Source organism: Streptomyces milbemycinicus, assembly GCF_002154605.1.
GTDB lineage: Bacteria > Actinomycetota > Actinomycetes > Streptomycetales > Streptomycetaceae > Streptomyces > Streptomyces milbemycinicus.
Genome location: NZ_MUNE01000532.1, coordinates 1 through 15,336, shown reverse-complemented (window position 1 = coordinate 15,336; position 15,336 = coordinate 1). Strand labels below are relative to the sequence as shown.

General features: G+C 72.1%; 13 protein-coding genes and 1 pseudogene. 6 read left to right on the top strand and 8 right to left on the bottom strand.

What is annotated here, in order from left to right:
• A partial coding sequence (locus CCN51_RS36885; protein ID WP_086860588.1) for a DUF4429 domain-containing protein occupies positions 1–800 on the bottom strand: 800 nt, incomplete at its 3' end.
• Positions 801–909: 109 nt separating this feature from the next.
• Between CCN51_RS36885 and CCN51_RS36880 the strand changes: the two genes are divergently transcribed.
• Complete coding sequence (locus tag CCN51_RS36880) at positions 910–2,562, top strand: beta-N-acetylhexosaminidase (RefSeq protein ID WP_014179488.1); 1,653 nt, start codon at positions 910–912, stop codon at positions 2,560–2,562.
• 111 nt (positions 2,563–2,673) lie between these two features.
• On the opposite strand, the gene CCN51_RS36875 is transcribed toward CCN51_RS36880, so the two are convergent.
• The 4 genes from CCN51_RS36875 to CCN51_RS36860 are packed head-to-tail and all read right to left on the bottom strand — an operon-like array spanning position 2,674 to position 8,645.
• Entirely contained in the window at positions 2,674–3,840 is a 1,167-nt protein-coding gene (locus CCN51_RS36875) for an acyl-CoA dehydrogenase family protein (protein WP_014179489.1), read from the bottom strand.
• A 3-nt stretch (positions 3,841–3,843) separates the two neighbouring features.
• Positions 3,844–4,788 carry a hydroxymethylglutaryl-CoA lyase gene (locus CCN51_RS36870; protein WP_014179490.1) on the bottom strand — a complete coding sequence of 315 codons (945 nt, stop codon included), beginning with the start codon at positions 4,786–4,788 and terminating at the stop codon, positions 3,844–3,846.
• Complete coding sequence (locus CCN51_RS36865; RefSeq protein ID WP_043491521.1) at positions 4,788–6,944, bottom strand: acetyl/propionyl/methylcrotonyl-CoA carboxylase subunit alpha; 2,157 nt, start codon at positions 6,942–6,944, stop codon at positions 4,788–4,790. Before CCN51_RS36865 ends, CCN51_RS36870 begins: the two co-directional genes overlap by 1 nt.
• Before the next feature lie 48 nt (positions 6,945–6,992).
• Positions 6,993–8,645 carry a carboxyl transferase domain-containing protein gene (locus CCN51_RS36860; protein ID WP_014179492.1) on the bottom strand — a complete coding sequence of 551 codons (1,653 nt, stop codon included), beginning with the start codon at positions 8,643–8,645 and terminating at the stop codon, positions 6,993–6,995.
• A 174-nt stretch (positions 8,646–8,819) separates the two neighbouring features.
• Between CCN51_RS36860 and CCN51_RS36855 the strand changes: the two genes are divergently transcribed.
• The 3 genes from CCN51_RS36855 (at position 8,820) to CCN51_RS36845 (ending at position 11,648) form a co-directional block, all read left to right on the top strand.
• Positions 8,820–9,431 carry an SACE_7040 family transcriptional regulator gene (locus tag CCN51_RS36855; protein ID WP_014179493.1) on the top strand — a complete coding sequence of 204 codons (612 nt, stop codon included), beginning with the start codon at positions 8,820–8,822 and terminating at the stop codon, positions 9,429–9,431.
• 65 nt (positions 9,432–9,496) lie between these two features.
• Positions 9,497–10,654 carry an acyl-CoA dehydrogenase family protein gene (locus CCN51_RS36850; RefSeq protein ID WP_014179494.1) on the top strand — a complete coding sequence of 386 codons (1,158 nt, stop codon included), beginning with the start codon at positions 9,497–9,499 and terminating at the stop codon, positions 10,652–10,654.
• A gap of 46 nt (positions 10,655–10,700) precedes the next feature.
• A complete protein-coding gene (locus CCN51_RS36845) occupies positions 10,701–11,648 on the top strand; it encodes an acyl-CoA thioesterase (protein ID WP_014179495.1) in 948 nt (315 codons plus the stop codon).
• Between the two features lie 47 nt (positions 11,649–11,695).
• Here CCN51_RS36845 and CCN51_RS36840 read toward each other — a convergent pair whose 3' ends face one another.
• The 3 genes from CCN51_RS36840 to CCN51_RS36830 form a co-directional block, all read right to left on the bottom strand.
• On the bottom strand, positions 11,696–12,508 hold the full coding sequence (locus tag CCN51_RS36840) for a phosphatase (RefSeq protein WP_014179496.1): 813 nt from the start codon (positions 12,506–12,508) through the stop codon (positions 11,696–11,698).
• Between the two features lie 56 nt (positions 12,509–12,564).
• Positions 12,565–14,001, bottom strand: a complete 1,437-nt coding sequence (locus CCN51_RS36835) for a DEAD/DEAH box helicase (RefSeq protein WP_014179497.1) — start codon at positions 13,999–14,001, stop codon at positions 12,565–12,567.
• Positions 14,002–14,289: 288 nt separating this feature from the next.
• Positions 14,290–14,493, bottom strand: a complete 204-nt coding sequence (locus CCN51_RS36830; RefSeq protein ID WP_014179498.1) for a cold-shock protein — start codon at positions 14,491–14,493, stop codon at positions 14,290–14,292.
• Between the two features lie 291 nt (positions 14,494–14,784).
• Here CCN51_RS36830 and CCN51_RS36825 point away from each other — a divergent pair, with 291 nt between their 5' ends.
• Positions 14,785–15,096 carry an SCO5918 family protein gene (locus tag CCN51_RS36825; protein WP_014179499.1) on the top strand — a complete coding sequence of 104 codons (312 nt, stop codon included), beginning with the start codon at positions 14,785–14,787 and terminating at the stop codon, positions 15,094–15,096.
• Positions 15,097–15,153: 57 nt separating this feature from the next.
• Positions 15,154–15,336: pseudogene (locus CCN51_RS58270) on the top strand (agmatinase); the annotation flags it as partial.

Genomic DNA, 15,336 nt, shown 5'->3' with positions numbered 1-15,336 from the left:
CTGGCTCCGGCCCCGCCCCCGAGCGCGGCGGGGGCCTTGGCCAGTGCCACCGGGGCGGCGTCGGCGGGCACTGGGATGGCGTCGGTGGGCTCCGGCGGCCCGGCGGGGTGCGGCAGCCGGGCCGTGACCGCGGCCGCGACCAGGGCCATCAGCGGGTCCCGCTTGAGGCCGTACATCACGATGGCGTACGGGTCGTACTTGGGCGGGGCCGAGGTCGGGACCTTGACCAGGGCGAAGCGGAGGTAGCCGTTCTCCAGGCCCTTGGCGGGGCTCCACTTCACCGCCTCGACGTCCGACACCGGGAAGACCCGCGGCCCGCCCGACTTCTTCGCCTGCTCGGTCTTCCAGTTCCACTCCAGACGGATCTGCTCGCCGTCGAAGAAGACTGTGCCGTCGCCCGCGGACGCCGACAGCGGCACCGAGGGGCCCGGCAGCAGATAGCGGTCGCAGGGCCCGGAGCCCACCTGCTCCAGCAGCAGGGCCTGGCGCACCTCGTCCACCATGTACTCGGCCACGCCCGCGCGCTCGGACTCCACCGGCAGCTGGTACGGGTCGGCGGCGTCCGGCAGCTCGCCGCCCGCCGCCTGCAGCAGCGGGTCCGCGCCCTCGCGCAGCTTCAGCCGCAGCCGCCCGGTCCGGCGTCCCGGCTCGTACGCGATACCGGCCAACGCCTCCAGCGGCACCGCGAGTTCGCCGAGCGCCTGGCGCACCGGATTCACTCGCTTGTCCCGGCCGGGGACGATCCGCACGGTGTCGCCGTCGAAGCTCCATGTTCCGTCGCGCTGGGTGAGTTCCGCCATGGCGGAAATTCTGACAGGTCGATAGACGCGCATTGGTCTGGACCTTGACCTCAATTCGGTCTCGCGGTACCCAGGATGAAGGTCTGTTCCGCCTGACGAAAGGGACGCCATGGCACGACGCCGGATCCGCCTCAGCCTCCTGTGCTCCCTGCTGCTCGCCGTGGCGGCGGGAGCGGGGACCGCCGCCACCGCGAGCCCATCCGATCCGGCCGCCGGCCCAGCGGCGCCCGGTGCCGCCGCCGGGGCGCGGCCGGTACCGCTGGACCGGGTCGTGCCCGCGCCCGCCTCCGTACGGCCCGCGAAGACCCCGTACACCCTCGGCCCGCACACCCGGATCCAGGTCGCCCCGGGTTCCCGCGCGGCGCGCCAGGTGGGCGACTATCTGGCGGGCGTGCTGCGCCCCTCCACCGGGTACCGGCTGCCGGTCACCGCGGGCTGGAGCACGGCGCCGGGCCGCGGCGGCGACGCCATCCGGCTGCGGCTCCTCGGCACCTCGCCCAGCGGGCGCGGCCTCGGGACGGAGGGCTACCGGCTGGAGGTGAACCGGCGCACGATCACCATCAGCGCCCGCGGGCCCGCGGGGCTGTTCCACGGCGTGCAGACCCTGCGGCAGCTGCTGCCCGCCGCGGTCGAGCGGAACACCCGGCAGTCCGGCCCCTGGACCGTCTCCGGCGGCACCGTCACCGATGTGCCGCGCTACGCCTACCGCGGCGCGATGCTGGATGTGTCCCGGCACTTCTTCACCGTCGGCCAGGTCAAGGCGTATATCGACCAGCTCGCGCTGTACAAGATCAATACGCTGCATCTGCATCTCTCGGACGACCAGGGGTGGCGGATCGCCATCGACTCCTGGCCACGGCTCGCGGCGTACGGCGGCTCCACCCAGGTCGGCGGCGGGCCCGGCGGCTTCTACAGCAAGGCCGACTACCGGGAGATCGTCCGGTACGCGGCGAGCCGCTATCTGACCGTCGTCCCCGAGATCGACATGCCGGGCCACACCAACGCCGCGCTCGCCTCGTACGCCGAGCTGAACTGCGACGGCGTCGCGCCCCCGCTCTACACCGGCACCGAGGTCGGCTTCAGCTCGCTGTGCGCGCCCAAGGAGGTGACGTACGACTTCGCGGACGATGTGATCCGGGAGGTCGCCGCGCTCACCCCCGGCCGCTATCTCCACGTCGGCGGCGACGAGGCGCACTCCACCAGCCATGAGGACTTCGTGGCCTTCATGGACCGGGTCCAGCCGCTCGTCGCCAAGTACGGCAAGACGGTGATCGGCTGGCACCAGCTGACCGGCGCCCGGCCCGCCAAGGGGGCCATCGCCCAGTACTGGGGGCAGGACGGCAGCGAGAAGGAGGTCGCAGACGCCGCCAGGGCGGGCACCCGGCTGATTCTCTCGCCCGCCAACCGCGCCTACCTGGACATGAAGTACGACAAGGACACGCCGCTGGGGCAGGACTGGGCCGGGCTGGTGGACGCCCGGCAGTCCTACGACTGGGACCCGGGCGCGTATATCAAGGGCGCGCCGGCGTCCTCGGTCCTCGGGGTCGAGGCGCCGCTGTGGACGGAGACCCTGTCGACGAGCGCGCACCTCGAGTACATGGCCTTCCCCCGGCTCCCGGGCATCGCCGAGCTCGGCTGGTCCCCGTCCGCCACGCACGACTGGGCCGGGTACCGGGTGCGGCTGGCCGCGCAGGGGCCGCGGTGGGACGCGCTCGGCATCGACTACTACCGCTCGCCCCAGGTGCCGTGGCCCACGCGCTGAGCCGCGCGGACCACGGCCCGAACGGGCGCCCGGCCGGGTGACGCCGAGCCGTCAGCCCACGCGAGGCCCGGTCAGCCCGCGGGGGATGACCGGGTCTCGCGGGCTGACCGGTCAGCCCGCGAGACCCAAATCGCGGGCGATCAGGATCCGCTGGACCTCACTGGTGCCCTCGCCGATCTCCAGGATCTTGGAGTCCCGCCACATCCGGGCCACCGGATACTCGTTCATAAAGCCGTATCCGCCGTGGACCTGGGTGGCCTCCCGGGCGTTGGTCACCGCGACCTCGGAGGAGTAGAGCTTGGCGATCGACGCCTCCTTCTTGAACGGCTCGCCGCGCACCAGCCGCGAGGCCGCGTCCCGCCAGGCCACCCGGGCCATATGCGCCCGCATCTCCATGTCCGCGATCTTGAACTGGATGGCCTGGTTGGCACCGATGGGGCGGCCGAACGCCTCGCGGGTCTTCGCATACGCCACCGACTCGTCCACACAGCCCTGGGCCAGGCCGGTGGCCATCGCGGAGATCGCGATCCGGCCCTCGTCCAGGATCTGCAGGAACTGGGCGTAGCCGCGGCCCTTCTCGCCGAGCAGATGGTCCGCCGGGACCCGGCAGTCGGAGAAGGACAGCTCGCGGGTGTCCGACGCGTTCCACCCGACCTTGGAGTAGGGGGCGGCGACGGTGAGGCCGGGGTTGCCCGAGGGCACGATGATCGTGGAGATCTTGGGGCTGCCGTCGGGCTTGCGGCCGGTGACCGCGGTGACCGTGATCAGCGCGGTGATATCCGTGCCGGAGTTGGTGATGAAGCACTTGGTGCCGTTGATCACCCACTCGCCCGTGGCCTCGTCCAGCCGGGCGGTGGTGCGGGTGGCCCCCGCGTCCGAGCCGCCGCTGGGCTCCGTCAGGCCGAACGCGCCCAGGGACTCGCCCGAGCACAGTCCGGGCAGCCAGCGGCGCTTCTGCTCCTCCGTGCCGTAACGGAAGATCGGCATCGCGCCCAGCGAGACGCCCGCCTCCAAGGTGACCGCCACGGAGGAGTCCACCCGGGCCAGCTCCTCGATGGCCAGACAGAGCGCGAAGTAGTCGCCGCCCATGCCCCCGTACTCCTCGGGGAAGGGCAGCCCGAACAGGCCCATCCGGCCCATCTCGCGGATGATCTCGTACGGGAACTCATGCTGCTCCCAGAACTCCCCGATCTTCGGGGCGACCACGTCGTGCGCGAACGCCTCGACGGTACGGCGCAGTTCCTCGTGCTCGGGAGAGAGGCGGTGGTCGGTAGACATGGCTCAGTTCTCCTTCTGGGAGAGCGCACGGACGGTACGGGACGGGCTCGGGCGGCCCAGGTGCCGGGCCATCCAGGTGCTGGTCGCGGCGAGCCGGCGCAGATCGACCCCGGTCTCGATGCCGAGGCCGTCGAGCATCCACACCAGGTCTTCGGTGGCGAGGTTGCCCGTCGCGCTCTTCGCGTACGGGCAGCCGCCGAGGCCGCCGGCGGAGGCGTCGACGCAGGTGACGCCGTACTGCAGCGCCGCGAGCGTGTTGGCCAGCGCCTGGCCGTAGGTGTCGTGGAAGTGGACCGCCAGCTTCTCCGCCGGGATGCCCGCCTCGCTCAGGGCGGACAGCAGCTCCAGCACATGGCCGGGGGTGGCCACGCCGATGGTGTCGCCCAGGCTCAGCTCCGCGCACCCCATGTCGAGGAGGTGGCGGGCGACCGAGACGGTCTGCGAGACGGGGACCGCGCCCTCCCACGGGTCGCCGAAGCACATCGACAGATAGCCGCGCACCTCGGCGCCCGCGGTGCGGGCCTCGGCGACGACGGGCTCGAACATCTCCAGCACCTCGTCCACCGAGCGGTTGAGATTGGCGCGGGCGAAGGACTCGGTGACGCTGGCGAACACGGCGACGTCGCGCGCGCCGAGCGCCAGCGCACGCTCCAGACCGCGCTTGTTCGGCACCAGCACGGGCAGCCGGGCCTCGGTGCCCTCCAACAGCGGCATCAGCTCCTCGGCGTCGGCCAGCTGGGGCACCCACTTGGGGTGGACGAAGCTCGTCGCCTCGACGGTGGTCAGCCCCGCCTCGACGAGTCGGCGGATGAACTCCGCCTTCACCGCCACCGGGACCAGCGTCTTCTCGTTCTGCAGGCCGTCCCGGGGGCCCACTTCATGGATGCGGACCCGGGCGGGCAGCCCGGGGGCCGGGAAGGTCATGGGCAGGGTGTCGGGGAGGGCCATCACTCACGCTCCTCGGGCTTACGCTCTTCGGTCTCGCGCTGCTCGGTCCCGTGCTGCTCGGTCCCGTGCGGGGCGACGACGGTCTCGTGCGGGGCGACGACCGCCAGCAGCTGGTCCATGGCGACCGTGGAGCCGGGGGTGACATCGAGCTCGGTGACGGTGCCGTCGTGCGGGGCGGAGATGACGTGCTCCATCTTCATGGCCTCGACCACCAGCAGGCCCTGCCCGGCGGTGACCTCGTCGCCGACGGCCGCCTTGACCACCGTGACCGTGCCGGGCATGGGCGCGGTGAGCTCCCCGGCGTGGGCGCCGGCCGCCCCGCCGCGCAGCGCCGCCTCCACCGGGTCGTGGCCGACCACATGCCAGGCGTCGCCGTCCCGGCCCAGCCAGTGGCCGCTGCCCTGCGCGGCGTACGCGAAGGTGTGGGTCACGCCGCCCCAGTCCAGCACGGCCCGGGAAGCGATGCCGTCCGTCGGCGGCAGGGTGAGCCGCGCGCGGACCGTCGCCTCGGCGGCGGGCGTCTCTGGCGTCTCGGGGGTGTCCGGGCCCGCCACCCACACCTCCGCGTCCTGCGCCCGGCCGCGTACCCGGACGGTCACCGGGGCATGTCCGGGCACCCGCAGGGCGTGGACGGTCCAGGCGGGCTGACCGCCCAGCCGCCAGCCGGTCGGCACGGAGAACGGGTCGACCCAGCCCGAACCGTCCACGGTGGAGGGCCCGCCCGGCTCCAGGGCCGCCTGGCGCAGCAGGGCCGCCGCCGCGTACACCTCGTCCGGGACGGTGGCGGGCACCAGGCCGGGGGCCTCGCGGTCGACGAGGCCGGTGTCCAGATCGCCGGAGGCCACGGCCGGGTGGGCGGCGAGGCGGCGCAGAAAGCCGGTGTTGGTGTCCAGGCCCAGGGTGGTGGTGCGGGCCAGCGCGGCGCGCAGCCGGCGCAGGGCGGTGGGGCGGTCGGGGCCGTGGGCGACGACCTTGGCGAGCATCGGGTCGTACACCGTGCCGACCTCGGTGCCGACGGCCAGCCCGGAGTCGACCCGCACCCCCTCCCCGTCCGGCTCGGACAGCGCGAGCACCGTGCCCGCCGAGGGGAGGAAGTCGACCCTGCCGCCGCTGACCCGGGCGGTCTCCGCGCAGATACGGGCCTCGACGGCGTGTCCGGTCAGCGAGATGTCGTCCTGGGCGAGTGGCAGCCGCTCGCCGGCCGCGATCCGCAGCTGCCACTCCACCAGGTCAAGACCCGTGATGAGCTCGGTCACCGGGTGCTCGACCTGGAGGCGGGTGTTCATCTCCATGAAGCAGTACGCCGCCGGGGCGGCGCCCGGGACGATGAACTCCACCGTCCCCGCGCCCACATAGCCGCAGGAGCGCGCCGCCTGCACCGCGGCCTCGCCCATGAGCGCCCGGGTGTCGGGGTCGAGCAGGGGGCTGGGCGCCTCCTCGATGATCTTCTGATGGCGGCGCTGCAACGAGCACTCGCGCTCACCGAGATGGATGACATGGCCATAGCCGTCGGCCAGCACCTGGATCTCGATATGCCGGGGGCCGTCGATCCAGCGCTCGACCAGCAGCGTGTCATCCCCGAACGCGCCGCGGGCCTCGCGCCGCGCGGCCGCGATCTCGTCCGCGAGCCGCGCCTCGTCCCGCACCAGCCGCATGCCCTTGCCGCCGCCGCCCGCCGAGGGCTTGAGCAGCACCGGCATGCCGATCTCCCGGGCGGCCTCAGCGAGATCGGCGTCGGTCAGGGCGCTGCCCGTGGAGCCGGGCACCACGGGCACACCCGCCGCCCGCACACTCTCCTTGGCGCGGATCTTGTCGCCCATCAGCTCGATCGCCGCGGCTGGCGGGCCGATGAAGGTGAGCCCGGCGCCGGTGCAGGCGCGCGCGAACGCCGCGTTCTCCGCGAGGAAGCCATAGCCGGGGTGCACGGCCTGGGCACCGGCCCGGTCGGCCGCGTCCAGCAGCCGCTTGACCGACAGATAGCTCTCGGCGGGGCTCGCCGGGCCCAGCCGGACCGCCGTATCCGCCTCGCGCACATGCAGCGCGTCCGCGTCGGCGTCGCTGAACACGGCGACCGAGCGCACACCGAGCCGCCGCAGCGAGCGGATCACCCGGACGGCGATCTCCCCGCGGTTGGCCACCAGGACTGTTTCGAACATCGGGCTCATCGGGCTCATCGGGCTCACACTCTTCAGCTCCACGGTCCCTCACATCCGGAAGACGCCGAAGCCGGGCGTCACGGGATCCTGGCCGGGCTTGCCCGGAAGCGGCGCGTTGGCACAGGCGGTGAGGGCCAGGCCCAGCACCGCGCGGGTCTCCAAGGGGTCGATCACGCCGTCGTCCCACAGCCGCGCCGTCGCGTAATAGGCGCTTCCCTGGGTCTCGTACTGCTCGCGGATCGGCGCCCGGAACGCCTCCTCCTCGTCCGCCGGCCACTCCTCGCCGCGCGCCTCCATCTGGTCGCGCTTGACGGTCGCGAGCACGGAGGCCGCCTGCTCGCCGCCCATCACCGAGATCTTCGCGTTGGGCCACATCCACAGGAAGCGCGGTGAATAGGCGCGTCCGCACATCGAGTAGTTGCCCGCGCCGTACGAGCCGCCGATGACGACCGTGAGCTTGGGCACGCGCGTGCAGGCCACGGCGGTGACCATCTTGGCGCCGTGCTTGGCGATGCCGCCCGCCTCATAGCTGCGGCCGACCATGAACCCCGAAATGTTCTGCAGGAACACCAGGGGGATGCCGCGCTGGTCGCACAGCTCGATGAAATGGGCGCCCTTCTGGGCCGATTCGGAGAACAGGATGCCGTTGTTGGCGACGATGCCCACCGGATGGCCCATGAGGTGCGCGAAGCCCGTCACCAGCGTCGTGCCGAACTCGGCCTTGAACTCGGCGAACCGCGAGCCGTCCACGAGCCGCGCGATCACCTCCCGCACGTCGTACGGCGTGCGCGAGTCGACCGGCACCGCCCCGTAGAGCCCCGCGGGGTCGACCGCGGGCTCCTCGGAGGGCTCCACCGGCCAGGGCAGCTCCCCGCGCCGCGAGCGCGGCGCCGGGAGCGTCGAGACGATCGTACGGACGATGCGCAGGGCGTGCGCGTCGCTCTCGGCGAGGTGGTCGGTGACGCCGGAGACCTTGGAGTGGACCTCGCCGCCGCCCAGCTCCTCGGCCGTGACCACCTCTCCCGTCGCCGCCTTCACCAGCGGCGGCCCGCCCAGGAAGATCGTGCCCTGCCCGCGCACGATGACCGCCTCGTCGCTCATCGCCGGGACATACGCCCCGCCCGCCGTACAGGACCCGAGCACGGCCGCGATCTGCGGGATCCCGGCGCCCGACATCCGCGCCTGGTTGTAGAAGATCCGCCCGAAATGGTCCCGGTCGGGGAAGACCTCGTCCTGCATGGGCAGGAAGGCGCCCCCGGAGTCGACCAGATACACGCACGGCAGCCCGTTCTCCAAGGCGACGTCCTGGGCGCGCAGATGCTTCTTGACCGTCATCGGGTAGTACGTGCCGCCCTTGACCGTGGCGTCATTGGCGATCACCATCACCTCGCGCCCCGCCACCCGCCCGATCCCCGCGATCACGCCCGCCGCCGGGGCCTGCCCCCCGTACATCCCGTCTGCCGCGAGCGGGGCCAGCTCCAGGAACGGCGAGCCCGCGTCCAGCAGGGTGTCGACCCGGTCGCGGGGCAGCAGCTTGCCGCGCGCGGTGTGCCGCGCCCGCGCCTTCTCGCCGCCGCCCAGCCGCGCCTCGGCCAGCTTCTCGCGCAGCCGCGCGGCCAGCTCGCGGTGCGCGGCCTCATTGGCCGCCCAGGCGTCGGACGCCGGATCGGCGGCGCTGCCCAGCACCGGTGCCTGCTCCATGACTACGGGCCCCCTTGCCTCGCGGTCCTGACTGCCTGTGGTTCTGGCTGCCTGTGGTTCTGGCTGCCTGTGGTTCTGACTTCCTCGTGGTCCTGCGCTCGAGCGTGGTTAATGAGCGTTAACCCGCCCCCACCAGGTTAACGACCACTAACGCCGCTGTCTAGAATCAAGTCCATGAGCACGCAAGCCCCAGCCCCCACCCGCCGCGAGCAGATCCTGAAGGAGGCGGCGCGCCTGTTCGCCGAGCGCGGCTTCCACGGCGTCGGCGTCGACGAGATAGGCGCGGCGGTCGGCATCAGCGGACCGGGTCTCTACCGCCATTTCCCGGGCAAGGAGGCCATGCTGGCGGAGCTGCTGGTCGGCATCAGCGGCCGGCTCCTGACGGGCGGCAAGCAGCGCGCCGCCGAGGCCTCGGGGCAGGAGCGGGACCCGGGCGCCGTGCTGGACTCGCTGGTGAGGGGCCATATCGACTTCGCCCTCGACGACCGCCCGCTGATCATCCTCCACGACCGCGAGCTGGACCGGCTCCGGGACACCGACCGCAAGCTGGTGCGCTCGCTCCAGCGGCAGTACGTCGAGCTGTGGGTCCAGGTGGTGCGCGAGGTCCACCCCCGGCTCGCCGAGCCCGAGGCGCGGGCGTGTGTCCACGCCGTCTTCGGGCTGCTCAACTCCACCCCGCACCTCAGCCGCCCCGGCGCCCTACCGGGCCGCGCGGCCACCGCCGAGCTGCTGCACCGCCTGGCGCTGGGCGCCTTCCGCGCCGCGGCGGACGGGTCTGGACAGTGAGCCGACCGGCCGGTAGCTTTCGCTGAGCAAGCGCTTAGCCAGCCGGACCGAGGAGGTCGCCTCAGATGCGTCGCACGGTGTTCAACGAGGACCACGAGGCGTTCCGGGAGACCATCCGCGACTTCATCGCCGCCGAGGTCGTGCCGTACTACGAGGAGTGGCGGGAGGCCGGCCAGGCCCCGCGCGAGTTCTACAAGAAACTCGGCGAGCTGGGCATCTTCGGTATCGAGGTGCCCGAGGAGTACGGCGGCGCGGGCGAGACCAGCTTCAAGTTCAACGCGATCATCACCGAGGAGACCGCCCGGGCCGGGGTCAGCTTCGGCGGCAGCGGCGTGCACACCGCGCTGTGCCTGCCGTACCTCCTCAAGTACGCCACCGAGGAGCAGAAGCGGCGCTGGCTGCCCCCGTTCATCGCCGGCGACATGATGACCGCCATCGCCATGACCGAGCCGGGCACCGGCTCCGACCTGGCGGGTATGAAGACCACCGCCAAGCTGTCCGAGGACGGCACGCACTACGTCCTCAACGGCGCCAAGACCTTCATCACCGGCGGCGTCCTCGCCGACCGCGTCCTGGTCTGCGCCCGCACCGCCCCCGCCACCCCCGAGGACCGCCGCGGCGGCATATCCATCCTCGTCGTCGACACCAGGAGCGAGGGCTATGCGGTCGGCCGCAAGCTGGAGAAGCTGGGCCTGAAGACCTCCGACACCGCCGAGCTGTCCTTCACCGACGTCAAGGTGCCGGTGGCGGACCTGCTGGGCGAGGAGGGCCGGGCGTTCGAATACCTCACCCACAACCTCCCGCAGGAGCGCCTGGGCATCGCCGTCAGCGCGTACGCGCAGGCCGCGGCGGCCGTCGAGTTCGCCAAGGCGTATGTGGCGGACCGTACGATCTTCGGCAAGACGGTGGCGTCCTTCCAGAACACCAAGTTCGCGCTCGCCGACTGCAAGTCCGAGGTGGACGCGATGCAGGCGGTCGTCGACCGGGCCCTGGAGGCGCATGACGCGGGCGAGCTCACCGCGGCCGACGCGGCCTCCGCGAAGCTCTTCACCACCGAGCGCGCGGCCGTCGTGATCGACAAGTGTCTGCAGCTGCACGGCGGTTACGGCTACATGATGGAGTACCCCATCGCCCGCCTGTACGCGGACACCCGCGTCACCCGCATCTACGGCGGCACCAGCGAGGTCATGCGGTCCATCGTCGCGAAGTCGATGGGCCTGTGAGATCCGTAAAACCCGCGCAATCTTGGTCTGCAAAACTCTTTAAACCATGAACGAAGCACCACAAGGCGCACCGCAGCACGCACCGCAGGACGCACCACAAGGCGCGCTGCAGAACCTGCTCGATCTGCTCGACCTGGAGCGGATAGACCTGGACATCTTCCGAGGCACCAGCAGCGCGGCACCCCTGGTGCCGCGCGTCTTCGGCGGCCAGGTCGCCGCCCAGGCCCTGGTCGCGGCCGGCCGCACCGTCCCGGCCGACCGCCCGGCGCATTCGCTGCACTCGTACTTCCTGCGCCCCGGCGACCCGGACGCGCCCATCGTCTACACCGTCGACCGCATCCGCGACGGCCTCTCCTTCACCACCCGCCGGGTCGTGGCGGTCCAGCACGGTCAGCCGATCTTCCACCTCTCGGCGTCCTTCCAGCGCCACGAGGAGGGGCTTGAGCACCAGGAGCCGATGCCCGACGTGCCCGATCCGCTCTCCTTGCCGACGGGCGAGGAACTGCTGCCCCGGTACGCGCACCTCTTCAGCGGCCCGAGCGTGATCGAGCGGATGCTGGAGACGCGGGCCGCGATCGACCTGCGGTACGTGGACGCGCCGCCGTACGCGAGCGTCGGGGAGCCGCGTGAGCCGAAGTCGCAGGTTTGGTTCCGGACGAACGGCAAACTGGACGGCGCCGCCGACGACCCCCTGACCCACCTCTGCCTGTCCACCTACGTCTCCGATATGACGCTGCTGGACTCGGTGCTCCTCGCCCACGGGCGCGGCGGCTGGGTGGTCGGCGACATCGTCGGCGCCAGCCTGGATCACGCCATGTGGTTCCACCGCCAGTTCCGCGCGGACGAGTGGCTGCTGTACGACCAGGAGAGCCCTTCCGCGTCCGGCGGCCGGGGGCTGGCCAAGGGCCGTATCTTCACCGCCGACGGACAGCTGGCGGTGTCGGTGATCCAGGAAGGCGTCATGCGCGTCCCGCGCGCCGCAAAACCGTCCTGACGCGCGTAGCGCGGCCGCTCGTGTCGCGTCGAAGCGGCCGGCTCGCGTCAGGAGGACTGGGCCGTGAGCCCCGCCGCGTCCAGCAGATAGGCGACCATCGGGTCGTAGAACCGCGGGTTGGTGACATGGTCGTCCAGTGGCACCACCACCTGCAGCGTGCCCTCCGCCTCGCCGAGGAACAGCGCCGGGTCGTTGCAGTCCGCGTACCCCACCGCGTCGATGCCGCGCTGCCCCGCGCACCCCGCCCAGCCGTGGTCGGCGACCACCAGATCGGGCAGCGGCCGCCCCTCCTGCTCCAGACCGTCCAGGATCGCGGCCATGGGGGCGGGGGAGTGGGTGTGCCACAGCGTCGCGCCGCGCTCCAGCATCGCCACGTCGCAGAACTGGAAGACGTACCCCTCGTCGGCCGTCAGCCCGCCCGGGATCTCCACGATCTCGCACCCCGCGGCCCGCAGCGCCGCCGCCGTGAAGCGGTGTACGTCCAGCAGCCCGCCCGGGTGCCCGGTCGCGAACAGCACCCGCTCCTGCGCCTCGGCCGCCTTGCGCAGCACCGAGGCCATCCGGTCCAGCGCCCCGACCGTGAGCTCCGGGTCGATGGTGTCCTGCCCGGCGCGGTGCTCCGGGTCGTCCACCACACCGCAGCGCTCCGCCATGACCGCCAGTACGTCCTGTTCATCGGCCCAGCGGTCGCCCAGTTCCAGGCCCAGCCAGTAGTGGCGGTCGCCGTTCGCGAGCTTGCGGTAGTGGGAGAGGTTGTTGTCTCTGGGCGTGGCGACGTCGCCGGCGATGCGGGTGCGGACCAGGTGGTCGATCAGTTCGGCCCGGCTGGGCGCGGAGCTGGGTATCGGCATGCGGTCCATTGTCGCCTCTGCCGCGAGAAATGGGGGCATCCACTACGGTCCGGGCTCTGACAGGATCATGAAGCCAGTCCCCGCTGCGACCTGCCCGCCCGGCGGCCGCGCCGGCGGCTTCGGCCCCGGCGGTGCCCGGCGGTGCCGGGGGCCGCCTGTTCCGTAGCCGGTGCGTCGATGGTGACGGGGGTACCGGAGGGCGCTTGCGCGCCGGTGATACGGGCCAGCTCGGTGTCGCCGGGGTGCACCCGGGCGGTATGCGGAGTGATGCCCGCGTCCGTCATCAGACCGGCCATCGCACGGCGCTGATCGGGCAGGACGAGGGTGACGACGGTGCCGGAACCACCCGCACGGGCGGTGCGGCCGCCGCGGTGCAGGTAATCCTTGTGGTCGGCCGGCGGGTCGACGTTGACGACGAGATCGAGGTCGTCGACGTGGATGCCCCGAGCGGCGACATTCGTGGCGACCAGGACGCTGACATGACCGGTCTTGAAGTAGTCCAGAGTCCGGGTGCGCTGCGGCTGGGACTTGCCGCCGTGCAGCGCCGCCGCCCGCACGCCACTGGCCAGCAGATGCTTGGTCAGCCGGTCGACCGCGCGCTTGGTGTCCAGGAACATGATGACGCGGCCGTCGCGGGCGGCCACCCGGGTGACGACGGTGCGCTTGTCGGTGTCCGCGATGTGCAGCACATGGTGCTCCATCGTGGTGACGGCGCCCGCGGAGGCGTCAACCGAGTGCACGGCCGGGTCGTCGAGGAACCGGCGCACCAGCTGGCCGACCGCATGGTCGAGGGTCGCCGAGAACAGCATGCGCTGGCCGTCGGCCGGAACCTGCCGCAGCAGCCGGGTCACCTGGGGGAGAAAGCCCATGTCGGCCATCTGGTCGGCCTCGTCGAGAACCGTGACGCGCACCTGGTCCAATCGGCAGTCGCCGCGTTCTATCAGATCGTGGAGCCGCCCCGGAGTCGCGACGACCACCTCGGCGCCGTCGCGCAGCGCGCCCGCCTGGCGGCCGATCGACATCCCGCCGACCACGGTGGCCAGCCGCAGCCGCAGCGGCCGGGCGTAAGGGATGAGCGCGTCGGTGACCTGCTGGGCCAGCTCCCGGGTGGGAACCAGGACCAGGGCGAGGGGGCGGCGGGGCTCGGCGCGCTGCCCGGCGGTACGGGCCAGCAGGGCCAGGCCGAAGGCCAGGGTCTTGCCGGAGCCGGTCCGCCCACGGCCCAGGACATCGCGCCCGGCGAGCGCGTTGGGCAGCGCGGCCGCCTGGATCGGAAAGGGTACGGTCACGCCCTGGCGCGCCAGCTCCGCGGTGAGCCCCTCCGGCAGGTCCAGCTCGGTGAAGGAGCCGACGGCGGGCAGGAGCGGAGTGGTGCTCGGCGGCAGGGAGAACTCGTTCCCGTCGGCGGGGACGGGGACGCGGGCGGCGGCGGGAGCGGTGGCCGGGCGGCGATTGCGGGAGCGCGGTGCGGCGCTGCGGGACGAGCGGGCAGGGCGGTTCATACGGAGCCTTCCTCGTACGGCGCGTTTCGAGGAGGACTCCTCAACGGGGAGGTTCCCGGAGGTGAGAATTCGCAGAACGTGCCGGAGAGCGGGTGAATGACGGGGCCATGTGGGGCCATGTACCGAGGCGTCGATCGGCCCTCGGCCGTGGGTTGAAGGCCGCCGTCCTGGAGTCCGGCCGCGATGGGCCGGTGCGGCAGTCTGTCTGCGTGGGGCGGGCGCGGCCAGGCGCGCGCCGGGGCCCGCACCCCTACGGGTGCGGGCCCCGGCTCATCACTGTGTGTTACGTCAGGCGGGCACGATGTTCTCGGCCTGCGGGCCCTTCTGGCCCTGGGTGACGTCGAACGAGACCTTCTGGCCCTCGTGGAGCTCGCGGAAGCCCTGGGCAGCGATGTTCGAGTAGTGGGCGAAGACGTCCGCGCCGCCGCCGTCCTGCTCGATGAAGCCGAAGCCCTTTTCCGCGTTGAACCACTTCACGGTGCCAGTTGCCATGTCATTCTCCTTCGATAGGGGCAGAACTGGAATCCGAACCTTACGGATCCCGTGTCGCCGCAATGACCCCATCCGGAATGACCGGAAAAACAAAATGCACCTGACCGCTACATCTGTCAGGCGCACATAAAGTTCATGGGTACCAAAACTGCAACTGCCTAACACGCTAGCACGTGCGGCGACGGAACGGGGGGAACCACGCCACCCGGTTGTGCGCTTCCCGCCGGGCATCCGGTGTGGGACCCTGGCCCCACCGGCTCCCTTCCTCCCTCCTCTCCCTGCTGAGGTCCTATGCGCTGCGTCATCGCCAACTACGCCTTCGATCTGACCGCGAACGAGGTGAAGGAAGCGATGAGCGGCGTCAAGCCCGAACCGATCACCGGTCCCTCGGTCCGGATCGGCCGTCGCACCTACCCCGCCATGCAGGTCGGAGCGGTGATCACCCGCCAGGACCGCCGCGACTTCACCGCGGGCGAGGTGGTCCGCGCCATGAAGCGCCTCGGCTTCACCTGCGACCTGGCGCCCGCTCCCGCCCCCGAAGCCGCCCCTCTCGACCCCGTCGCGGCCGCGGCGGCGGCTCTGGGGAGCCCCGAGGACAGCTGACCGGCGCGAGGGACCCGCCGGGGGCGGCGTCCCTCCGCGGCTGCGACATATCGGCAGCTGCGACATAGACGTGGCGTCCAAAAGGACGGCCGTGGCCCTCGGGAACGTACATGTGCCAGGACGCCCGTCCTGCCTACCCTCGAAGCCATGACCACAGCAGACCGCCGCCCCCTCGGCCCCGTCGACTCCTCCCGCATCCCCCGCTACGCGGGCCCCGCCACCTTCGCCCGGCTGCCGCGC